The sequence below is a fragment of the Vibrio sp. ER1A genome, assembly GCF_000733315.1.
In the GTDB taxonomy this organism is placed as follows: domain Bacteria; phylum Pseudomonadota; class Gammaproteobacteria; order Enterobacterales; family Vibrionaceae; genus Vibrio; species Vibrio mediterranei.
On the sequence record NZ_JPJA01000093.1, the window covers coordinates 517 to 23,080 of the forward strand.

General features: G+C 44.9%; 19 protein-coding genes, 5 tRNA genes and 1 pseudogene. 10 read left to right on the forward strand and 15 right to left on the reverse strand.

The window, feature by feature from the left end; all coding sequences use genetic code 11:
• Positions 1–97 precede the first annotated feature (97 nt).
• The 9 genes from HW45_RS21670 to lolB all read right to left on the reverse strand — a co-directional run bounded on the left by HW45_RS21670 (position 98) and on the right by lolB (position 5,155).
• Positions 98–174: transfer RNA gene (locus tag HW45_RS21670), tRNA-Met, on the reverse strand.
• A gap of 82 nt (positions 175–256) precedes the next feature.
• Positions 257–331, reverse strand: a tRNA-Gln gene (locus tag HW45_RS21675).
• 34 nt (positions 332–365) lie between these two features.
• A tRNA-Leu gene (locus tag HW45_RS21680) sits at positions 366–450 on the reverse strand.
• A gap of 38 nt (positions 451–488) precedes the next feature.
• Positions 489–565: transfer RNA gene (locus HW45_RS21685), tRNA-Met, on the reverse strand.
• Between the two features lie 293 nt (positions 566–858).
• Positions 859–1,950: a redox-regulated ATPase YchF gene (gene ychF, locus HW45_RS21690; protein WP_031495560.1), complete on the reverse strand. Its 1,092-nt coding sequence runs from the start codon at positions 1,948–1,950 to the stop codon at positions 859–861.
• Positions 1,951–1,960: 10 nt separating this feature from the next.
• Positions 1,961–2,551, reverse strand: a complete 591-nt coding sequence (gene pth, locus HW45_RS21695; protein ID WP_038229709.1) for an aminoacyl-tRNA hydrolase — start codon at positions 2,549–2,551, stop codon at positions 1,961–1,963.
• Between the two features lie 121 nt (positions 2,552–2,672).
• Positions 2,673–3,623 carry a ribose-phosphate pyrophosphokinase gene (locus tag HW45_RS21700; protein WP_031495558.1) on the reverse strand — a complete coding sequence of 317 codons (951 nt, stop codon included), beginning with the start codon at positions 3,621–3,623 and terminating at the stop codon, positions 2,673–2,675.
• Between the two features lie 27 nt (positions 3,624–3,650).
• Complete coding sequence (gene ispE, locus HW45_RS21705; RefSeq protein WP_038230132.1) at positions 3,651–4,523, reverse strand: 4-(cytidine 5'-diphospho)-2-C-methyl-D-erythritol kinase; 873 nt, start codon at positions 4,521–4,523, stop codon at positions 3,651–3,653.
• A gap of 11 nt (positions 4,524–4,534) precedes the next feature.
• A complete protein-coding gene (lolB, locus tag HW45_RS21710) occupies positions 4,535–5,155 on the reverse strand; it encodes a lipoprotein insertase outer membrane protein LolB (RefSeq protein WP_038229711.1) in 621 nt (206 codons plus the stop codon).
• A gap of 172 nt (positions 5,156–5,327) precedes the next feature.
• Between lolB and hemA the strand changes: the two genes are divergently transcribed.
• The 8 genes from hemA (at position 5,328) to ybaK (ending at position 13,292) form a co-directional block, all read left to right on the forward strand.
• On the forward strand, positions 5,328–6,587 hold the full coding sequence (gene hemA, locus HW45_RS21715; RefSeq protein ID WP_038229713.1) for a glutamyl-tRNA reductase: 1,260 nt from the start codon (positions 5,328–5,330) through the stop codon (positions 6,585–6,587).
• A 27-nt stretch (positions 6,588–6,614) separates the two neighbouring features.
• Positions 6,615–7,703, forward strand: a complete 1,089-nt coding sequence (gene prfA, locus HW45_RS21720) for a peptide chain release factor 1 (RefSeq protein ID WP_038229716.1) — start codon at positions 6,615–6,617, stop codon at positions 7,701–7,703.
• Between the two features lie 9 nt (positions 7,704–7,712).
• Entirely contained in the window at positions 7,713–8,561 is an 849-nt protein-coding gene (gene prmC, locus HW45_RS21725) for a peptide chain release factor N(5)-glutamine methyltransferase (RefSeq protein ID WP_174522836.1), read from the forward strand.
• A gap of 33 nt (positions 8,562–8,594) precedes the next feature.
• Positions 8,595–8,978 carry a SirB2 family protein gene (locus HW45_RS21730; protein WP_006075551.1) on the forward strand — a complete coding sequence of 128 codons (384 nt, stop codon included), beginning with the start codon at positions 8,595–8,597 and terminating at the stop codon, positions 8,976–8,978.
• Positions 8,979–8,981: 3 nt separating this feature from the next.
• Positions 8,982–9,791: a SirB1 family protein gene (locus HW45_RS21735; RefSeq protein ID WP_006075552.1), complete on the forward strand. Its 810-nt coding sequence runs from the start codon at positions 8,982–8,984 to the stop codon at positions 9,789–9,791.
• Positions 9,792–9,808: 17 nt separating this feature from the next.
• Positions 9,809–10,660 (forward strand): 3-deoxy-8-phosphooctulonate synthase, encoded by an 852-nt coding sequence (gene kdsA / locus HW45_RS21740; RefSeq protein ID WP_038229720.1) that lies wholly within the window; start codon positions 9,809–9,811, stop codon positions 10,658–10,660.
• Between the two features lie 373 nt (positions 10,661–11,033).
• A complete protein-coding gene (ushA, locus tag HW45_RS21745) occupies positions 11,034–12,698 on the forward strand; it encodes a bifunctional UDP-sugar hydrolase/5'-nucleotidase UshA (RefSeq protein ID WP_038229722.1) in 1,665 nt (554 codons plus the stop codon).
• 117 nt (positions 12,699–12,815) lie between these two features.
• The gene (ybaK, locus tag HW45_RS21750; protein ID WP_038229724.1) at positions 12,816–13,292 is read left to right on the forward strand and encodes a Cys-tRNA(Pro) deacylase; all 477 of its coding nucleotides are present in this window, start codon (positions 12,816–12,818) and stop codon (positions 13,290–13,292) included.
• Between the two features lie 183 nt (positions 13,293–13,475).
• Here the strand turns inward: ybaK and rluF are convergent.
• From rluF to HW45_RS29040, 3 genes and pseudogenes are all read right to left on the reverse strand, one after another.
• Positions 13,476–14,342 (reverse strand): annotated as a pseudogene (rluF, locus tag HW45_RS21755) (23S rRNA pseudouridine(2604) synthase RluF); the annotation flags it as partial.
• A gap of 76 nt (positions 14,343–14,418) precedes the next feature.
• Positions 14,419–15,000, reverse strand: a complete 582-nt coding sequence (gene smrA, locus HW45_RS21760) for a DNA endonuclease SmrA (protein WP_038229727.1) — start codon at positions 14,998–15,000, stop codon at positions 14,419–14,421.
• 139 nt (positions 15,001–15,139) lie between these two features.
• A complete protein-coding gene (locus HW45_RS29040) occupies positions 15,140–15,280 on the reverse strand; it encodes a DUF3149 domain-containing protein (protein ID WP_038229728.1) in 141 nt (46 codons plus the stop codon).
• Positions 15,281–15,535: 255 nt separating this feature from the next.
• Here HW45_RS29040 and HW45_RS21770 point away from each other — a divergent pair.
• Positions 15,536–15,612, forward strand: a tRNA-Pro gene (locus HW45_RS21770).
• A 99-nt stretch (positions 15,613–15,711) separates the two neighbouring features.
• On the opposite strand, the gene HW45_RS21775 is transcribed toward HW45_RS21770, so the two are convergent.
• The gene (locus HW45_RS21775; RefSeq protein WP_051868276.1) at positions 15,712–16,119 is read right to left on the reverse strand and encodes a hypothetical protein; all 408 of its coding nucleotides are present in this window, start codon (positions 16,117–16,119) and stop codon (positions 15,712–15,714) included.
• A 424-nt stretch (positions 16,120–16,543) separates the two neighbouring features.
• Here HW45_RS21775 and fdhF point away from each other — a divergent pair, with 424 nt between their 5' ends.
• Positions 16,544–20,659: a formate dehydrogenase subunit alpha gene (gene fdhF, locus HW45_RS21780; protein WP_038229730.1), complete on the forward strand. Its 4,116-nt coding sequence runs from the start codon at positions 16,544–16,546 to the stop codon at positions 20,657–20,659.
• Here the strand turns inward: fdhF and flhB are convergent.
• On the reverse strand, positions 20,640–21,788 hold the full coding sequence (flhB, locus tag HW45_RS21785) for a flagellar biosynthesis protein FlhB (RefSeq protein WP_038229732.1): 1,149 nt from the start codon (positions 21,786–21,788) through the stop codon (positions 20,640–20,642). The genes fdhF and flhB overlap by 20 nt on opposite strands.
• On the reverse strand, positions 21,781–22,560 hold the full coding sequence (gene fliR, locus HW45_RS21790) for a flagellar biosynthetic protein FliR (protein ID WP_038229734.1): 780 nt from the start codon (positions 22,558–22,560) through the stop codon (positions 21,781–21,783). The genes flhB and fliR overlap by 8 nt, the downstream gene beginning before the upstream one ends.
• Positions 22,561–22,564: the final 4 nt, after the last annotated feature.

The window sequence follows — 22,564 nt, forward strand, 5'->3', positions numbered from 1 at the left end:
TTCCGCCACTTCCGCAACAAACTTGTAGTTAAGAGAGTAATTGGTAAAACTCGATCTTAACGTTGTACTTGAAGGCGAACCTACAAGTTCAAATAAATGGTGGCTACGACGGGATTCGAACCTGTGACCCCATCATTATGAGTGATGTGCTCTAACCAGCTGAGCTACGTAGCCACTCTTGAGAGCGAGAGAATATAATACAAACTGCGCTCTAGTGCCAACTGTTTTTCTAAAAAAAACGTTATCACTTAAATTGTGGCTGGGCTACCTGGATTCGAACCAGGGAATGGCGGCATCAAAAGCCGCTGCCTTACCGCTTGGCGATAGCCCAACAAGATTGATTAAAGTGTCAATCACACTAAATATGGTGCGGAAGGAGAGACTTGAACTCTCACACCTTGCGGCGCCAGAACCTAAATCTGGTGCGTCTACCAATTCCGCCACTTCCGCATATTTCCTAAATACTCTAAACAAGAGTGCTTAGGAAATGGTGGCTACGACGGGATTCGAACCTGTGACCCCATCATTATGAGTGATGTGCTCTAACCAGCTGAGCTACGTAGCCATTTCCATATTGTTGATTCTCTTCGAAAGTTGCCTTATCGCTGAGAACGGGGCGCATTATGCGGAGTTGAATTTGATGCGTCAACTTTTTTTGCGAAGAAATTTGCGAAAAAGTGCCGTTCGAACTTTTTTTAATCAAACCGCTCTGTTTCTGATCTAAATCTGCTGTTCAATTATCATCGCTCTACCATAAAGTTAATGTGTTTTTACAAAGTGACTGAACAATGGCAGACCTTATAAAACAACAAAAGCCAGCGATTGCTGGCTTTTTAGTCAGTTTAGGTGCTCGGCAACTTATACGTTAAAGCGGAAGTGAATAACATCACCATCTTTAACAATGTATTCTTTCCCTTCTAGACGCCATTTACCCGCATCTTTTGCACCAGATTCACCGTTGTATTGAATGAAGTCGTCATAACCAACAACTTCTGCACGGATGAAGCCTTTTTCGAAGTCTGTATGGATTTTACCTGCAGCTTGAGGCGCAGTTGCACCAACAGGAATAGTCCATGCGCGTACTTCTTTCACACCAGCGGTGAAGTAGGTTTGCAGAGTAAGTAGCTCATAACCAGAACGAATTACGCGGTTTAGGCCCGGTTCTTCAATGCCCATATCAGCAAGGAACTCTTCACGATCTTCATCATCAAGCTCAGAAAGCTCTGATTCGATAGCTGCACATACGGCTACGACAACGTTGTTTTCTTTCTCTGCGTACTCACGAACAGCGTCTAAATATGGGTTATCTTCAAAACCATCTTCATTAACGTTTGCGATGTACATGGTTGGTTTTAGCGTTAGGAAGTTTAAGTAGCCAATAGCTGCTAGTTCTTCTTTCGCTAGATCAACAGTACGTGCCATACCACCTTCCGTTAGAACTGGAAGTAGTTTTTCAAGTACGGTTAGCTCAAACTTCGCGTCTTTATCGCCACCTTTTGCTTTCTTAGCGTTACGCTGAATTGCGCGCTCACAAGAATCAAGGTCGGCTAGAGCTAGTTCAAGGTTGATCACTTCGATGTCTTCGATTGGTGATACTTTACCTGCTACGTGAACAATGTTTTCGTTCTCAAAACAACGAACAACGTGACCGATCGCGTCAGTTTCACGGATGTTAGCTAGGAATTTGTTACCAAGACCTTCACCTTTTGACGCACCAGCAACTAGGCCTGCGATATCAACGAATTCCATCGTTGTTGGTAAAATTTTCTGTGGATTAACAATTTTCGCTAGTGCATCTAGACGTAGATCTGGCACAGGTACTACGCCTGTGTTTGGCTCGATAGTACAAAACGGGAAGTTAGCCGCTTCGATGCCTGCTTTAGTCAGTGCGTTAAACAGAGTTGATTTACCAACGTTTGGTAGACCAACGATGCCACATTTAAAACCCATGATTGTAACCTTATTCAGCTTTGAAGGTGTGTAAGCGATTTTGTGCTTTTGTTAGTCCATCTTTTAGTAAGATGTCTAAACTACGGACGGATTCGTCAACGACAGCATCAAGGCATTCTTGCTCTTTTGCTGGCGCTTTTCCAAGGACATAACCCGCCACTTTGTCTTTGTGCCCCGGATGACCAATGCCAATCCGAAGACGATAGAATTCTTTGTTGTTACCCAGCTTGCTAATGGTATCTTTCAAACCATTATGACCACCGTGACCGCCGCCTTTCTTGAACTTTGCAACGCCTGGAGGTAAGTCTAGCTCATCGTGAGCGACCATGATCTCTTCAGGTTTTATCTGGTAGAACTTTGCTAAGGCTGCGATGGCCTTGCCAGATAAGTTCATGAATGTGGTTGGAATTAACAGTCTTAAATCACTGCCGTTCACTAAAATTCTTCCAGTGAGACCGAAGAACTTAGCTTCGTTTTTTAGCGTAACATTGTGGATACGAGCGAGTTCCTCTACCACCCATGCACCTGCATTGTGACGAGTTCTCACATATTCAGGACCTGGGTTAGCAAGGCCTACAAGCAATTTTATCTGCTGAGTCAACGTTAAGATCTCTCTTGAATCTCAAAAGCGCGGTATGATAGCACACTAAATCTGTACAAAAAACGCGAAGACAAAAAAACCACTTCATAAGGAAGTGGTTTTTTCAAATTAGGTGCGAATGTTACTTGCTAGTAAACATTGCTGAGATTGACTCTTCGTTGCTGATGCGACGAATAGCTTCTGCAAGCATGCTAGATAGAGTAAGTTGCGTTACTTTACCTGTTGCAGCCATTTCTTTAGAAAGCGTAATTGAGTCAGTCACGATAACTTGGTCTAGAACCGAGTTTTTGATGTTCTTCGCTGCGTTACCAGAGAATACTGCGTGAGTTGCGTATGCGAATACACGCTTAGCACCACGCTCTTTAAGCGCTTCTGCTGCTTTACATAGCGTACCGCCAGTGTCGATCATGTCATCAACGATAACACAGTCACGACCTTCAACGTCGCCGATTAGGTTCATTACTTCAGAAACGTTAGCACGTGGACGACGCTTATCTACGATAGCGATGTCGATATCACCTAGTGCTTTCGCTGTTGCACGAGCTCGTACAACACCACCAAGGTCTGGAGAAACAACAACAGGATCTTCTAGACCACGGTCAGCCATGTCTTCAAGAAGCACTGGAGTACCGAAGATGTTATCTACAGGTACATCGAAGAAGCCTTGAATTTGCTCTGCGTGTAGGTCGATAGTAAGAACGCGGTCAACACCAACGTTAGACAGGAAGTCTGCAACAACTTTTGCAGTGATTGGCACACGAGCAGAACGTACACGACGGTCTTGACGAGCATAACCAAAGTAAGGAATAACAGCAGTAATACGGCCTGCTGAAGCGCGGCGCATTGCATCAATCATTACCACTAACTCCATTAGGTTGTCGTTAGTTGGCGCACATGTTGACTGAATGATGAATACATCGCTACCACGAACGTTTTCATTGATTTGAACAGCGACTTCGCCATCAGAGAAACGGTCAACAGTAGCATCTCCTAGAGAGATGTATAGACGATCAGCAATACGTTGGGCTAGTTCAGGTGTAGCGTTACCAGCAAATAGCTTCATATCAGGCACGGTGGAAACCTCAGGGTTGCGTCCAGTTTAAACAGATTGTAATAGGGCTAATTCATACTTAGCCAAAGTCTCTAGTAAAGGAGAGCGATTGCATCCTTTTGCTACAAAAGCGGAGACATTGTCAGGAAGCATTTCAAGGACTTTTTCTGCCTCTTCCTCGTTGTTAAACTCAGAAAATACGCAAGATCCAGTCCCCGTCAATCTTGACGGCGCGTATTGTAGCAGCCATGAAAGTTGGTTATCAACCTCTGGATACAGCATTCGGACAATTTTTTCGCAATCGTTTACGTAAGGTGAGTCCAAAAGCATTGATAATGCTCGCTTTGGCGTGTTTCTGGTTAATTCAGGATGTGTGAATATATCGACGGTAGCAATACTAACTTCAGGTTTAATAACTAGGTAATACTGTTCTTTAGGGGTAGCTTCAGACAGTTTTTCGCCGACACCTTCAGCGAAAGCTGCGAAGCCGCGAACGAACACAGGCACATCAGCACCTAATGCCAAACCTATTTCCGCTAGCTCATCCGTTGTCAGTCGGGTTTGCCAAAGAAAGTTCAATGCTACTAGTGCGGTAGCCGCATTGGATGAACCACCACCAATCCCGCCACCCATGGGAAGAATCTTGTTAAGCTCTATATGAGCACCATAAGTACAGTTAGCTCTGTTTTGAAGCGCAGATGCTGCTTTCCAGATTAGGTTGTCTTCGGTGGCGACACCATCAATATCTGGGGATAGAGTAATTTGACCACTAGTATTGGCGGTAATAGTCAGTTCATCGCATAAATCAATGAATTGAAACAAGGTCTGCAATTCATGGTAGCCATTAGGTTGGCGACCTGTGATGTATAAAAACAGGTTGAGTTTGGCAGGGCTAGGCCATGAAGTAGTGTCGGTGATCATTTTATGTTGGGTCACTGTGTTACTGTCCATTTTGAAACGACAAGATTGAGTTTGGTATCGCCTTGCACTAATTGCATCCTAGTCGGCATGGGCAATGAGTTCTCTGTCCCTTCTAGTGTAAAGCTGCGGTACTCATTGTAATCAAGGTTCCATGTTTTGTTGGCAATACGTTTTTGTAAACTGCCGACGGTATTAAATTGGTTTAGCTGATAGCTATCGGCAGTCGCAGGTAGGCCAACCAGCCAATCGCTCAATTGTTCGATTGGGATATCCAGCCCGGTTAATTGCTCAATGAGCACATTTACATCTTTCCCGGATAATTTTTGTCCATCATACGTTTCGATAAAAGAACCGTTTGGTGTTGAAGTAAGATTAAACACGGTTTGACCAAGAAAGGTAGTCAGACGGACTTGGGTGAAATTATCGGAATGACTCCAATGAAAGTTGAGAGTTTGGCGCTGTTCTGGGGAAATATAACCGAGTTTGCCACTGGCCGTATATTGAGTAAGAGACTCAAGCTCGGTTTTATGTGCTTGCCATTCAACACTTTCTGGCTCTGGAGGCAAACTACTGCATCCAAACAGAAATAATGCCGCAAAAAAATAAAAAAGACGTCGATGGAGTTTGTACATAGGAAACAACTTACGTGATGGTTTATTGTGCAAATTCAATACAATATTGACAGACTATAGCATCAATCCCACAAACTCAGGAAAACATATTGGTAAGAGACTTTCAATAAATGGTGCCATCAAGTAAAATTCTGGCCTATTTGTCAAATCTGTATCAGAGAATTCGCGTTACATGTCATTGCTTGCAATTGGTATAAACCACAACACGGCGTCAGTGGATCTGAGGGAGAAGGTGGCGTTTCCACCTGAAAAACTCAACAGAGCCCTGAATGAGCTAAGAGAAAATACCAAAGTTAATGGCTCTGTGATTCTGTCAACGTGTAACCGCACCGAAATTTACTGTGATACTGGTGATTCCAACAAATCACAATTAATAGACTGGCTTGTTCGTTTCCACGATGTAGCAGCAGAAGAGTTGAAGCCTTCTCTGTATGTTTATGAAGAGCAAGCGGCAATAAAACACCTGATGCGAGTGTCATGTGGTTTAGATTCACTCGTCCTTGGTGAACCACAAATACTTGGACAAGTAAAGCAAGCCTACAGTGATGCCCGTGAGCATCAATCTGTAGAGGGTGGCATTGAGAAACTCTTTCAAAAGACGTTCTCTGTTGCTAAGCGAGTGCGTACTGAAACCGAAATTGGTGGTAGTGCCGTTTCTGTTGCTTACGCGGCTTGTACCCTAGCTCGACAAATCTTCGAGTCGATTGCTGACTCTACAGTGCTTTTAGTTGGTGCAGGCGAAACCATTGAACTGGTGGCCAAGCACTTGGAAGGTCACGGTTGCAAGAACATGATTGTGGCTAACCGAACCAAAGAGCGAGCGGAAATATTAGCGAATCAGTTTGGCGCACAAGTTATTGCACTTAATGAAATACCTGATGTACTACCTAAAGCAGATATTGTCATTAGCTCAACTGCGAGCCCGCTGCCTATTATAGGTAAAGGGATGGTTGAATCAGCGATAAAACAACGTCGCTATCAACCTATGCTGCTTATCGACATCGCCGTCCCACGAGATATTGAATCGCAAGTGGGCGAGTTGAGTGACGCGTATCTATATACGGTTGATGATTTGCAATCTATCGTCGATAGCAATATTGAGCAACGTAAAGTCGAAGCGATTCAAGCAGAAGCGATTGTTAGTGAAGAAAGTGCGCAATTCATGACATGGATGCGTTCACTGCAAGCGGTTGATAGCATCAGACAATACCGAAAACACGCAAACGACACCCGACAAGATATACTGTCAAAAAGTTTACAAGCGTTAGCAGCAGGGGGAGACCCTGAGAAAGTTCTGCTTGAGCTGAGTAATAAATTAACAAACAAGCTTATTCATGCGCCGACAAAAGCGCTACAAGATGCCGCTGAGCAGGGAGATCCTGCTAAACTGATGGTCATCCGACAAAGTTTGGGTTTAGACCAAACTAAATAAGCCTTACCCTGAGAAAAGACTGCAATTATGAAAGCCTCCATTTTAGTTAAATTGGAAACTCTTGTTGAACGATATGAAGAAGTTCAGCATCTACTTGGCGATCCTGAGATCATTGGAGACCAAGACAAATTCCGCGCTCTTTCAAGAGAGTACTCGCAACTTGAAGAAGTGACCAAGTGTTTCCAAGCCTATCAGCAAGCGCAAGAAGATCTTGAAGCGGCTGAAGATATGGCAAACGAAGATGACGCAGAAATGCGTGAAATGGCACAAGAAGAAATTAAAGAAGCGAAAGCGACTATTGAGCGCCTAGCGGATGAGCTACAGGTACTTCTTCTACCTAAAGACCCAAACGATGAGCGTAACTGTTTCTTAGAAATCCGCGCTGGTGCAGGTGGTGATGAAGCAGGTATTTTCGCAGGTGACTTATTCCGTATGTACAGCAAATACGCGGAGAAGAAAGGCTGGCGTATCGAAGTGATGAGCTCAAATGAATCAGAGCAAGGTGGCTATAAAGAAATGATCGCTAAAGTATCTGGTGATGGTGCTTATGGCGTGCTTAAGTTTGAATCTGGCGGCCACCGTGTTCAACGAGTTCCAGCAACAGAATCTCAAGGTCGTGTTCACACTTCAGCATGTACTGTTGCGGTTATGGCTGAAATTCCTGAAGCAGAGATCCCAGAGATCAAAGCGGCTGATCTTAAAATCGATACGTTCCGTGCATCAGGCGCGGGTGGTCAGCACGTTAACACTACTGACTCAGCTATTCGTATTACTCACTTACCAACAGGGACTGTGGTTGAGTGTCAAGACGAGCGCTCTCAGCATAAGAACAAAGCGAAGGCGATGTCTGTTCTTGCGGCGCGTATTATTGCCGCAGAAGAAGCAAAACGTGCAGCTGAAGTGTCAGATACCCGTCGTAACCTGTTAGGTTCAGGCGATCGTAGTGACCGTATCCGCACTTATAACTACCCACAAGGTCGTGTATCAGATCATCGCATCAACTTGACGTTATATCGTCTGTCTGAAGTCATGGAAGGTGACTTGCAGTCTCTTGTTGATCCGGTACTGCAAGAACACCAAGCAGACCAACTTGCGGCTCTAGCGGAGCACAACTAATCCATGTCATTGGATATGTCTATTGAAGCGGTGCTCAAACGAGCATCGCTTATTCTTTCTGGGTCTGGTAGCGAATCACCTTCATTAGATGCGGCGGTCCTGTTGTGTCATGTTCTGGAAAAACCACGTAGTTATCTACTTACTTGGCCTGAAAAAGCATTAACGTCTAATGAAGCAGAGCAGTTCGAGGCGCTGTTAAATCGTCGTATCGCAGGCGAACCCGTGGCGTATATTCTTGGTGAACGAGAGTTTTGGTCGCTACCTTTAAATGTCGCTCCAAGCACGCTTATCCCAAGACCTGATACAGAACGCTTAGTTGAGCTCGCACTTGATAAGGCTCTCGTGAATGATGGTGATATTTTAGACTTAGGTACGGGTACCGGAGCAATCGCGTTGGCACTGGCTTCAGAACTGAAAACACGCTCAGTAATGGGAGTCGATTTTCAAACGGAAGCGGTAGAGCTCGCTCGAAGCAACGCGACAAAACTCAATATTACCAATTGTCAGTTTGCGCAGGGAAGTTGGTTCGAACCTGTCGATCTTGTGCACAAATTTAGCGTAATTGTTTCCAATCCCCCTTACATTGACGAAAATGATCCCCATCTATCTCAAGGTGATGTTCGATTTGAGCCATCAACGGCATTAGTCGCTGAGAATAATGGGCTGGCGGATATTGAGACCATCACGGCTCAAGCGCCCACTCATTTGCTTGAGGGCGGCTGGTTGTTGTTTGAGCATGGCTTTGAGCAAGGGCAAGCTGTAAGAGAAATCTTGGCAAGCAATGGCTTTTGTCATGTTGTCACTGAACAAGATTACGCCGGCAATGATCGTGTGACTCTTGGGCAATGGAACCCATAACAGAAATACAATAAAGAGAAAGAGAGAAGCAGCATGTATGAAGGATTAAAGCATTTTCACTTGATGACCATCGCCATATCAGTGGTGTTGCTATCAGTACGATTTGGCTTACTGGTCGCTAACTCCCCGAAGGTGAATCATCCGTTTTTGAAGCGCTTCCCTCACATTAATGATTCACTACTGTTGCTATCAGGCTTTGGTTTGATTGCAATCACAGGTTTTGTCCCATTTACGGCTGCAGCGCCGTGGATGACCGAAAAAGTCACCTGCATTATGGCTTATTTTGCGTTGGCGTTTTTCACGATTAAATTAGCAAAGAACAACTTATTAAGAACATGTGCGTTTTTAGGCGCATTGGGATGGTTAATGATGGCAGCTAAGATTGCCATGCTGAAAACGCCATTCCTTATGGGGTAAGCAATGATTGAACTGTTTGACGAAGATTTTGATGCTATTGAGTTGGTTGAAGGAGCACTGATCTTAAACAAAGCGGTGGATCCAAATACTCAAGATCATTGGGCGGAATTAGAGCTAGCTCGTTTATTAGAAGAAGCTGAGCAGCAATTGTTCCATTTGCGCGATGATAAGCAGCGCTTAGACTCGCTGCTAAGACTGTTTTACACCGAGTGGCAGTTTAGTGGGGACCATGATGCGTATTTTTCCTCTGAAAATGCGTTTATCGATAAAGTCCTTGAGCGACGCAAAGGCATACCGGTTAGTCTAGGAGCTATCTTGCTCTACTTGGGGAGAAAGCTCGGTCTTCCATTAGAAGCCGTAACATTCCCAACGCAGTTTTTGATTAAAGTCTGTTGGCCAAATGAAGCACCAAGTTACATCAACCCTTACGATGGGGAATATGTTAGCAAGAAGCGTCTACACGCTTGGCTAATTGGCAACGATGGTCCGTTGGTGAAGTTAGAGGCAAAACATTTAGCGACAGTTGATAACCCAACGGTAATTGGTCGCTGGCTAGCTTTACTTAAAAGCGCACTATTGCGAGAAGAGAAGTACACGCTTGCATTGCAATGTACCGATCTGGCTTTGACTTTTGTTCCCGATGACCCTTATGAGATTCGGGATAGAGGCTATATTTATCAACAACTGGATTGTCATCAAATCGCGGCAACTGATTTTCAGTATTTCATCGATCAGTGCCCAGATGATCCGGCAATAGAATTACTGAAAACGCAGGTTTCGGCGATCAGTCGCTCACCTGTCACTCTTCACTAAATATTGAGATAACAAACATGGAAATGAAAACGGTACACGTAGGTGATATCCCGGTAGCAAATGATAAGCCGTTCACGCTTTTTGCTGGAATGAATGTGCTGGAATCACGTGACTTAGCGATGCAAATCTGTGAGCACTATGTGAAGGTGACAGAAAAGCTAGGTATTCCATACGTATTTAAAGCGTCGTTTGATAAAGCGAACCGTAGCTCAGTGCATTCTTATCGTGGTCCTGGCCTTGAAGAAGGCATGAAGATTTTCCAAGAGCTAAAAGACACCTTTGGCGTGAAAATCATTACGGATGTTCATACAGAAGAGCAAGCACAGCCTGTTGCCGACGTGGTAGATGTTATTCAGCTACCTGCCTTCTTAGCTCGTCAGACTGACCTTGTTGAAGCGATGGCAAAAACAAATGCGGTTATCAACGTTAAGAAGCCTCAGTTTATGAGCCCAGGACAAGTAGGTAACATTGTTGATAAGTTCGCTGAGTGTGGTAACGATAAAATCATTCTTTGTGAACGTGGCTCATGTCATGGTTACGATAACCTTGTGGTCGACATGCTTGGCTTTGGCGTAATGAAAAAAGCTTCTAACGGTAGCCCAATCATTTTCGATGTGACGCACTCACTACAAATGCGTGATCCATCGGGTGCGGCATCTGGTGGTCGTCGTGAACAAACGGTCGAGCTTGCAAAAGCGGGACTTGCGACGGGAATTGCGGGTCTATTTATTGAAGCGCACCCGAATCCAGATAAAGCACTATGTGATGGTCCGTCAGCACTGCCTCTAGATAAGCTAGAACCATTCTTAGCGCAAATGAAAGCGTTGGATGATCTTATCAAAGGTCTTGAGCACATCGACATTAAATAAACGTGCTTATTTCTGATATAGAAGCCAGTCATTTAGACTGGCTTCTTTTTTATGTTCACTAAATATGTTGAGCAATCGTTTCTTCTCAGAATTACAACCTCGTAACAGCTGAATCCCTCGCCATACCTCAGGGCTTTAATTAACCTTATGTAGAATCACAAATTTATTCTGATGAGTTTATAACCTGATACTCAGCAACTTGTGACATAGACTACATAAAAGTGAAATGAGAATGTTATGTTCGTAGGGTTAATTTAAACTATCGCATATTTTGTCGATGTTTCTCTTTATGTCTATTCGTTACAAATCGGCAAATGTGTGGCGTTTATACAACGCTATAGGCAGTGGATCCCCAAAATTCAAAGGTATGAAAATGAAAAAAAGCCTTATGTTTAAGTCCGTACTAAGTGCGGCTATCATCGCGTCACTAGCAGGATGCGCAACCCAACCAGAGCAAGAATGGAATGCTGATGAGACTTATAAGCTCACTATTCTTCATACTAACGATCACCACGGTCGCTTCTGGGAAAACAAATATGGTGAGTACGGTATGGCAGCGCGTAAGACGCTGATTGACCAAATTCGTGCTGACGTTGAAGCGGATGGTGGCAGCGTACTGCTTCTATCTGGCGGTGATATCAACACTGGGGTTCCAGAGTCTGATTTACAAGATGCTGAGCCTGACTTTAAAGGTATGAGCATGATTGGTTACGATGCTATGGCACTTGGTAACCATGAATTCGACAACCCGCTAGAAGTGCTATTTAAGCAAAAAGAGTGGGCTAACTTCCCAATGCTGTCTGCAAACATTTATGACAAGAAAACAGGTGAACGCCTGTTTGATGCATACCACATTTTCAACAAGCAGGGCATTAAGATCGCTGTTATTGGTCTAACAACGGAAGACACTGCGAAGATCGGTAACCCTGAATACATCGGTGGTATCGAGTTCCGCGATCCGAAAGTAGAAGCAAAGAAACTGATCGCTGAGCTAAAAGAGACAGAGAAACCTGATCTAATTTTCGCAGTTACCCACATGGGTCACTACGAAAATGGTAAGCGTGGTGTAAACGCCCCAGGTGATGTTGCGCTTGCTCGTTACCTTGATGAAGGCGACCTAGACATGATTGTGGGTGGTCACTCACAAGAGCCGGTTTGTATGGAAGGTCCTAACGTCGTTAAGAAGAACTTCAAGCCAAGTGATGAATGTAAGCCTGACATCCAAAACGGCACTTGGATTGTGCAAGCGTACGAGTGGGGTAAATACGTTGGCCGTGCCGACTACGAGTTCAAAAATGGTGAGCTAGATATGGTCAGCTATGACCTTATCCCTGTAAACCTTAAGAAGAAAGTTAAGATCGATGGCAAGAAGCAACGTGTTCTTGTTGAAGATGAAATCAAGAAAGATGCAGAAATGGTGGCATTCTTAACGCCATTCCAGGAAAAAGGCCAAGAGCAACTAGGTGCGAAAATTGGCGAAACGAACGGCAAGCTAGAGGGTGACCGTAATGTTGTTCGCTTCCAGCAAACTAACCTAGGTCGTCTAATTGGTACGGCTCACATGGAACGTGCTAAAGCTGACTTTGCCGTCATGAACTCTGGTGGTGTACGTGACTCTATCGCTGAAGGTGATGTGACTTACAAAGATGTACTTATCGTACAGCCATTTGGCAACATTATTACTTACACCGATATGACAGGTGCTGAAGTTGTCGATTACTTGAACGTAGTAGCAACGAAACCTGTAGATTCTGGTGCTTACGCTCAATTCGCTGGCATTTCAATGACAGTGGGTAAAGATGCAGTATCGAATGTTGTTATCAATGGTAAGCCTCTAGACCCTAAAGCAACATACCGTTTCACTGTACCAAGCTTTAACGCAGCTGGTGGTGACGGTTATCCGAAGCTTACAGGTCACCCTGGTCACGTAAACACTGGTTTTGTGGATGCGGAAGTACTTAAAGAGTACCTAGAAGCAAACAGCCCAATCGATGTGAATAAGTATCAGCCTAAAGGCGAAATCATCTATAAGAACTAGACTTTTATTCCGGTTTAGTAGATAAAATAGAGCGGCGCCATTCGGCGCCGCTTTTCTATTTTGACGACTCTAATCTCAAGAGTCGACGTTAACGGTAGCAACTACCAAGGATACGTTATGACACCGGCTATTAACCTTGCCAAAAAGAAAAAAATCACTCATACCGTTCATCAATATGACCATGACCCAAGGCATGAAAGTTATGGTTTAGAGGCGGTAGAAGCGTTAGGACAAGATCCTGAATCCGTATTTAAAACTCTACTGTTCGCCATCAATGGAGAACCGAAAAACCTCGCTGTAGCGGTGATACCTGTTGAAGAAAAGCTAAACCTAAAACTCGCAGCAAAGGCGGCTGGTGGGAAAAAAGCAGAGATGGCAGATAAGGATATCGCACAAAAAACCACTGGTTATGTGTTGGGTGGCATCAGCCCTCTTGGTCAAAAGAAGTTGTTACCGACCTTTATTCATATCTCAGCGGAAGCGAGAGCGCAAATGTGCGTCAGTGCTGGAAAAAGAGGTTTGGAGATTGAGTTAGCACCGAGTGACTTGGCGATGCTAACGCGAGCGAAGTTTGTCAATTTATGTGAGGCCTAAGCAGGCCTCATTTACAACTGACTATTTCTTGAGGGATAGGGTACCGCCAACGCGCGTTTTCGGCTTACTTGGTTTAGATGAATCTGGTTTAGCAGCGACCGGTTTACGGTTTTGCGTCTTACCATGGTGATTACGAGCCTTTTCTGAACGTCCTTGCTCTTGCTTGTGACGTTTGTTTTTATTCGGGCTACGACGAAACTCATCTGCACCGTGTCCTGAGAAGGTTTTCATTTTTTCACGCTTTGCTTCTGCTCGAGCGTCATGCAGCTTAGCATCGGTAGCCTTAGTGATATGACGACCTTTAGCATCTTTGCGTGATGCTTCTTCCGTACTCACTGAACCTTCACAAAGGCGGTGAATCTCAGCCACTTCCTGATCAGTTAAGTAGCGCCATTTGCCATTGGGAATTCCATCAATAGAGATGTTCATAATGCGGACTCGGCGAAGTTTTAACACTTCGAAACCCAGTGCTTCACACATACGGCGAATTTGACGGTTTAACCCTTGAGTTAGGGTAATACGGAAAGAAAATTTGGTTTCTTGCTCGACACGACAAGGCAGAGTTACAGTGTCCAGAATCGCAACACCTGAGCCCATCTTTTTCAAGAAATCACGAGTAACAGGTTTGTCGACACGTACTACATACTCTTTCTCGTGATTGTTACCCGCACGGAGAATCTTGTTAACGATGTCGCCATCGTTAGTCAAAAAGATAAGACCATCGGACGGTTTATCTAGTCGACCAATTGGGAAGATACGTTTGTGATGGCCAACGAAATCAACGATGTTGCCCGGAACATCACGTTCGGTTGTACATGTGATACCCGTTGGTTTGTTCAACGCAATATAGACTGGCTTCTCTTTGCTGCGAACTGGTTTACCGTCGATTTCAACATTGTCTCCTGACAACACTTTGGTTCCCATCTCAGGAATTTTGCCGTTAATAGTGACACGTTGTTGTTCGATCAGCTTGTCAGCTTCACGACGAGAACAAAAGCCAGTTTCACTAATGTATTTGTTAAGGCGTTTTCCTTCAGCAGCGTTAGGCATGCGCAGTATTCACTCTATATTGGTCAGACACAAAATTAAGGTCGCGTATTTTATACTCAACTGAGCGGTAAGTCACTTAACTCGTACGTTTTTGATGACGCTCTCGATTCTCAAGCTTCTTTTCTTGGCTCTTTCTTAGCATAACGTAGACCGCACCACTTCCTCCATGGAACCGCTGCGCACTATGAACGCACTGAACATCTTTTATCTGAGTTAGCCAATGTGCAAGATAACTCTTCATTAATGCTGGTGGGTTAGAGCGTTCGCCGCGCCCATGTACAATAAGCACAGTGCGGATGTCCATACGCATACACTGTTGCAGAAACTTCACCACTTCATCGCGTGCTTCTTTAAGCGTTCTCCGGTGCAAGTCGAGTTTTGCTTGCAGCGGATATTTACCCAGTCTCAGTTTGCGATAGACACCTTCCTGCATGCCATCACGCTTAAACTCAATTAAGTCGTCTGGTTTGATCATCGGAGCATAATCAATTGAAAGGTACTCAGGGTCTTGCTCAGAAAGCCAAAGCGCTGCTTGTCGCTTGGCCAAATGCGCGTCAGACACTTGGTGGGTCTTTTTAAGTTCAACGGTGTCGCTGTGAATCGGCTTCACATCGCCCATCATCTGTTGGAATAGATCTAGATCATCGTCTTGAGACATAACTTCATCTCGGATAAGCCATTTTAACTGGAGTATATACGAATATTAGCAAGAGGTGAGAGCAATAAAAAACCGGAGTGAACAGGCGATCCACTCCGGTGCATAGCGGTTTTCTATTCGAAATAGAAGCTAAGCGATTCTAGTGAGGAGATTTGTCATTCATTACTTTGTAGATGAAGAAACCACCGTAAAACAGCATCAAGCCCAGCGCTGCAAAGATAACTAGCATTGAAGATAAGCCCACTGCATTACCAAATAGGAGATCAAGCCAAAAGTCCATGTTTCCTCCAAAGTATTGACGACAGGGATAAGTTAACTTTTGGTGTTAAAATGAACACTGATCTGGATCAATTGTACTTTGAGTGTTAATAACCTGTATGTCACTGTGTGTATTTGGTCACATTTTTCGTGCTTCTGGCGATATGATGAGCAATCAAACTCAAATGCAAAGAAAGTTGTTATAAAAGCCTTGCTTCAAATGAATTTATCATTAATATACGCATCCGTTGTTGAGCAAAACTCAAGACAACAATCTCGGTGAATAGCGCAGCTTGGTAGCGCATCTGGTTTGGGACCAGAGGGTCGGGGGTTCGAATCCCTCTTCACCGACCACTTTTCAAAAAGCCTCGCTTTCATAGCGGGGCTTTTTACTTTCAAAAGAACCTCGCTTTTTAGCGAGGTTCTTTGCATTTCTGAGTATCAAACACTTCTTTAAGCTAATCTAGCTTTGCTGCCGAGTTTTGCTACGACACCTTCCAAGCCAAGTACGGCAAAGATAATAGCGAAGAACGCGACAACGCCACCAAATGCTCCAGTAAAGGCCACATGCTGACCGAACAGCATAGCGATAATGCCCATGGCGAGAAACTTCGAGCCCACTAAGATGATGTAAGACGAAATACCACGTTTTAGCTTTGGTAGAGTTTTGTGCTTAAGAAAGTACGACGCCATAACTTTTTCAAGCGAGATAGCACCTTTAAGCATGCCGGTTAACACCACTGATGCGTATACTGCCACTTCAAGGCTTGCAATGAACACCCAGTCCCAAGAAGCATTGAGTACTAGCATTACGACAGTAGTGATAATAGAGCTGATGGTGATATCTTTAAGTACTTTCATTTTGAATCCTCGTTATGATTTCTGCTGACCCGATTAAGGTATCAATCACTGCGATTCACTATTTACCATTTTACGCCAATGAGAATTACACTCACTTAAAGTAGGGATGTTTGACCTTAATTATAGTGTGGGTATAATTAAGGTAGTTTCGCTCCTAATTTAAATCCCCTTGAAGGGGGACTCCCTGAGAGCACCAAGATTTCTCATTTTAGATTTGTTCTACCACTGTGACACGGATCATTAGAGCAGAGATTGACTGATGGTTTGTCGTACTTATTACAAGGTTTTGTGTCTACGAGGTTTTTCAGTCGCTAGATAGCGTCAATAAACTGCGTGTTACCTTTCTTACACGGCGATAACGTCGTGTGCTTTCGAGTGCGAGTTCAGTGGAGTTTTTTCATCGATCTGAAAGAGATAGCTCTATATGAATGTAATTATCAACGGTCAAACGTATCTTCTGCGCGAAAACAAGAGCATCCTAGATGTCGCAAAAGATATTCAAGTTGATGTCCCTTCTCTTTGCTCCATCAGTAAGCACAACGACAAGCAGTCATGCGACCTTTGTGTCGTGGAAGTGGTGGGGAAAGGTATCGTTAAGGCGTGTGAGACAAAAATCCAAGATGGCATGACCATCGTTACTCAGTCTGCTCAAATTAACAACCTTAGAAGACAGGCACTCAATAAAATATTTGCGGATCACAATGCCGACTGTGAAGCACCCTGCAAAGTCGCATGTCCTGCACATGTCGATATTCAAACCTACCTACACCATATCGCACAAGGCGATCATCACGAAGCCGTAAAAATCATCAAAGACACGCTACCTATGCCGATTTCCATTGGTCGTGTGTGTCCTGCTTTTTGTGAACATGAATGTCGTCGTACCTTGGTTGACGAACCGCTCGCAATTCGCCAGCTGAAACGTCACGCTGCGGATATTGATTTATCGCTAGCCGAGCAATTTGAGCCGCCGAAACTCCCTTACAACGGCCACCGAGTCGCCATTGTTGGTGCAGGGCCGGGTGGATTGGCATGTGGTTATTACCTTAGCTACCAAGGTTTTGCTGTCGACGTTTTTGAATCCATGCCAGAGGCTGGTGGCTGGCTTCGCTATGGCATTCCAGAGTACCGTTTGCCGAAAGATATTCTGGATAAAGAAATTGAGCTGATGCGCCGTGGTGGGATGAGAATCCATACCAACACACTTCTTGGTAAAGATATTGCTCTTGATGAGCTGACAGACAACTATGAAGCGGTCTGCCTTGCTGTTGGAGCAACCAAGGCGGTCAATATGCCGTATCCGGGCTCTGACATAGAGGGCTGTGTACTTGGTGTTGATTTCCTAAAAGACCATATGACGGACAAAACCTTCACCATTGGCAAGAAGGTGGCCGTTATCGGTGGTGGTAATACCGCGATTGATTGTGCGCGAACTGCCATTCGCGAAGGTGCGGAGACGACCATCATTTATCGTCGCACTCGAAATGAGATGCCAGCCGAACTGCATGAAATTGAAGCGGCAGAGCTAGAAGGGGTTAAGTTTAAGTTTTTGACCAATCCTAAATGCAACCTTGCCGATTCACAGGGGCGTGTTGAGCATATTGAGTTAGAGATAATGGAGTTGGGTGAGCCTGATAGCTCTGGTCGACGTCGCCCTGTCTCTACTGGTAAAACTGAGACTGTCGCTTTTGATACTGTTATCTCAGCGTTATCGCAAAAACCGGACGTCGAGTTTCTTAAATCCGCCAAACATCCTTTACCTTTGACCGATTGGGGTACTGCGTCTTCTGACGGTGATTCGATGCACCATGGTTACAATGTATACAGTATTGGTGATTTCAGACGTGGACCAGCAACGGCCATTGAAGCTATCGCTGATGGCAAGAAAGCTGCCGATGCTATTGAGCGTTACATTCTTCAAGGTCACTTTAAACCTGAACCTAGAGCGTTTAATAGTCACAAAGCAGAGCGTTTGAGCGAAGTTCGCCAAACAGAATATCTGCAAGAAAAAGCCAAAGCGCGAGCTAAAGCAGAGCAGTTGTCGGTAGAAGCCTGCCAAACAACCTATCAAGAGGTTGAACTAGGTATGTCGGATGAGAAGGCTATTGCTGAGGCTGCGCGCTGTTTAGAGTGCGGCTGTCAAGCAAACACTCAATGTGACCTTCGCGATTACGCCACCGAGTACAAAGTGGATTATCGAGAGATAAACATTAACCAGCGCAAAATGTTCCCAGTGGACAAAACCAGCGAGTTTATTGTTTTCGATGCCAACCGTTGTATTAGTTGTGGCTCCTGTGTTCATGCGTGTCAGACCGAATCGGTTCACGGTATTTTAAACTTTTCAGAAACTTCACACCGTCCTTCTTTCCCTAACGGTGCCACTATGGGCGACAGCAACTGCGTTCAATGTGGTGCGTGTGTTCAGGTGTGCCCAACGGGAGCACTGTCTGATAAGCGAGATAAATCCCACGGTCGAATCGAGATGCTGACACCGGTGAAAACTATCTGTACTTATTGTGGGGTAGGTTGTCGTGTTGAGCTGTACGTGGATGCGGCGAACAATAAAATTCGTTACGTCAAAGGGGATAAAACGTCTCCAGTAAACCAAGGTATGCTGTGTGTGAAAGGCCGCTTTGGCTTTGATTTCATCCAAAGTGAAGAGCGACTTTCTACGCCACTGATTAGAAAAGCAGGCGAATTGGTACCGGCCTCTTGGGATGAAACCGTGCAGTACGTCGCTGATAAGCTGAGTAAAATTAAGTCTATGTATGGCAGTGACAGCTTGGCCGGTTTCTCATCGGCAAAGACCACCAACGAAGATAACTACGCCTTCCAAAAACTGTTCCGTCGTGAGATTGGCACCAACAATATCGACCACTGTGCGCGGTTGTGTCACTCCTCGACAGTAACAGGTTTGGAAGCAGCGTTTGGTAGTGGCGCGATGACCAACGATATTCCAAGTATTAAACACTCGGACGTTATCTTTATTATTGGTTCAGATACCAGTGCTGCTCACCCAATCATTGCTTCTCATATCAAACAAGCAGTTGCGGACGGGGCAACCTTGATTGTGGCCGATCCAAAACGTATCGATATGGTCGATCATGCCAAATTGTATGTTCGTCATCGTCCAGGCACAGACGTTATGTTGCTTAACTCAATCATGCATGTGATCGATAAAAATGGCTGGCAGGATGATGCCTATATCGAAGAGCGCACCGAAGGTTACAGCGATTTGGTTGAAGAGATTCGTAAAGAGTCTTACTCACCGGCTAACGCTGCGTTGGTGACTGGCGTGGCTGCGTTCGATATCGAGCGATTGGCAGAGCTTATTGGTACGGCCAAAGTGACTTCCGTGTTCTACTCGATGGGAATCACGCAGCACACGACAGGTCACGACAACGTGCGCTCGATAGCTAATCTACAAATGCTTTGCGGCAACGTCGGGGTTGAAGGTGGCGGCATTAACCCTCTACGTGGTCAATCAAACGTTCAAGGCTCATGTGATATGGGGGCTCTGCCAACGGATTATCCAGGCTATCAGAAGGTCACTAATCCAGAGGTTCAGGCCAAATTCGCTAAGGCTTGGAATAGCGAGACCTTACCGACAGAGAAAGGTAAAACGCTGACGGAAATCATTGATGGTGCCTGTGATGGTGACATTAAGGCGTTGTATGTCATGGGAGAGAACCCTGTGCTCAGTGACCCAGACCAAGCACACGCCATTCATGGATTGAAGTCGCTCGACTTCTTAGTGGTTCAGGACATATTCCTAACGGAAACCGCGCAACTCGCGGATGTGGTTCTGCCGTCTTACTCGTTTGCAGAGAAGGCTGGACACTTTACCAATACAGAACGACGAGTTCAGCGTTTAGTGCCTGCGGTTCAAGCACCGGGTGAAGCGAAAGAAGACTGGCGCATTATTCAAGAAATCGCTAATGCTATGGGCAGTGACTGGGCTTACCAAACGGTGCAGGATATTACTGAGGAAATCGCCGATGTAACACCGCAATATTATGGTATTCGTTGGCAGTCGATCGGTGGTAATGGTCTGCAGTGGCCGTGTAATGAGGTTAAGCCATTTGGTACGCGCATCATGCACAAAGACCAGTTCGTTCGCGGTAAAGGGGCGATGAAAGCCATTCCATTCGAATATGCCGCAGAGCTTCCTGATGACGAATACCCGTTAATATTGACGACGGGGCGTCTTCTAGAACAGTTCCACACAGGTACCATGACTCGTAAAACTAAAGGGTTAGACAATCTTGCGGGACCACGCATTATGGTGAGTGTGGAAGAAGCAGAGCGACTAGGTATTGCTAATGGTGAGACCGTGAAACTGGTGTCGCGCCGTGGTGAAATTAGTGCGCCTGCTTTTGTTACTAAGCGAATGCAACAAGGTGTGGTATTTGTGCCGTTCCACTTTGCCGAGTCTGCAGCGAACAAGCTAACCAATACTGCTACGGATCCTTACGCCAAAATACCTGAGTTTAAAGTGTCGGCTGTTAGACTAGAGACGGTTACTCAGCCGGTTCATTAGGATCAGACCAAACCTTAGGGATATCGAAACGAGGCAAGCCATTTGGCTTGCTTCTTTGTCCTTGGCGCCATGCTTTCAGTTGGTTAACGTAGGTAAGAATGTGAGCGATAGCCACAAATAATTGATTAGGCACCATTTGGTCAACTTGGGTCGTATTGTAAATAGCTCGAGTAAGCTCAGCACTTTCCACCACTTCAACACTGTGTTTCGCTGCCAATTCACGAATGTATACCGCCACTTCATCTTTGCCTTTCGCAACAACAAAAGGTGCGTCGGCCTGAGTCAAATCATAAATCAAGGCGACGGCATATTGCGTAGGGTTAATAAGCACCACATTGGCTTTTGGCACTCTTTCATTGGCACCTCGTTTGGCATTTTGAGTTTGGATTTGTCGGATTCGCGCTTTCACCTCGGGGCGTCCCTCTTGCTCCTTGTGCTCATCTTTTACCTCTTGCTTAGTCATCTTCATTTGCTTAGTAAATTCATGACGCTGGTAGGGGAAGTCAAAAAGGCCAAATATCAGAACAATAAGCAGCAAGTAACCAAGGTACTCTATGGTAATCGTAGCGACAGTGAACACCACAGTATCAAAGTGGGCACTTACTAGGTTAGTGATGACGGAGACATAGCTGGAAATCACCCAGTACAACAAACTGAAAAACAGCGTTACCTTAAACACATTTTTAAACAGCTCCACCACTGACTGTGTTGAGAAAATACGCTTTATCCCTTTTATGGGACTGATTTTTTCAAGCTTGGGCGTTAGTAGTGAAGGGCTGAAAATCCACCCTCCCAATAAAGTAGAACCAACTATGGCGGCGATAATTTGGTAAATCAATAGAGGAAAAAACAACATCACCATGGAAAAAAGGGCGGTGCCTAACAGTTCGACCGAAGTCATCCAATGGCTGATGGTTTGAGTATCGAATTGAAAACTGGCTAAGAACAGCTCAATAAATGTTTGCTTGATCATATCGATATTCAGGACGTAATAGGCCACTACGCTTATAAGGGTAATGGAAGAGACAAACTCTTTGGCACGCGGAACTTGTCCCTCTCTGCGAGCTTTGGAGAGTTTATGTTGGCTGGGCTGTTCACTTTTATCGCCCGAATCTTGATGCTCAGACATTAGGCAGCCTCAACATGTAATGCAGGTGTTGGTTAAGTTCCAGAACTAAATCTAAGTAGTGATCGCCAATACCCGTTAAGGAGGCCATTAACGCAAATAAGCCCAGTAACATGGTCATTGGAAAACCAAGTGCGAACACGTTTAGGGAAGGGGCTGCTTTATTCATCAGACCAAAAGTGATGTTACTAAGCAGCATCACCACTATCGCAGGCACCGCCACTAGCAAACCTGTCGCAAACATCCACGACACCATTTTGAGTACATAATCGATACTGCTGAAGGGGAAAGCGGAGTCAAGCGGCCAATAGGTAAAGCTTTCTTTAAACACCAAAAGCACCACCAAATGTGCATCAAGGGACAGGAATAGTAGCATTGAGGTGATAAACATAATCCGTCCAATAATGGCGATACTGATGCCATTAGCTGGATCATTCATTACCGCCATCGCTAGTCCCATCTGCATCGAAATAGCTTGTCCTGCAATGGAAAAAATAGTGAAGAAGATCATAACGGCGAAGCCAACGAGGAAACCAAAAATTAACTGATACAGCGAAAACAATAGGGTATCGATACTAAATGGATTAAAGGGTGGCACTTCTTGGACCAGCGGAGCCAGCAGTAACGAAAAGATAAAAGCAAACAGCAGCTTAACTCTTACAGGAATCGCATTGTCACCAAAGAAAGGCGCAATAAGAAATAGGCCTGTTAAACGGACAAATGGCCACCATAAAATACCAAGCCATTGAGTGATTTCAGTAAATGTAAGCTGCATCACG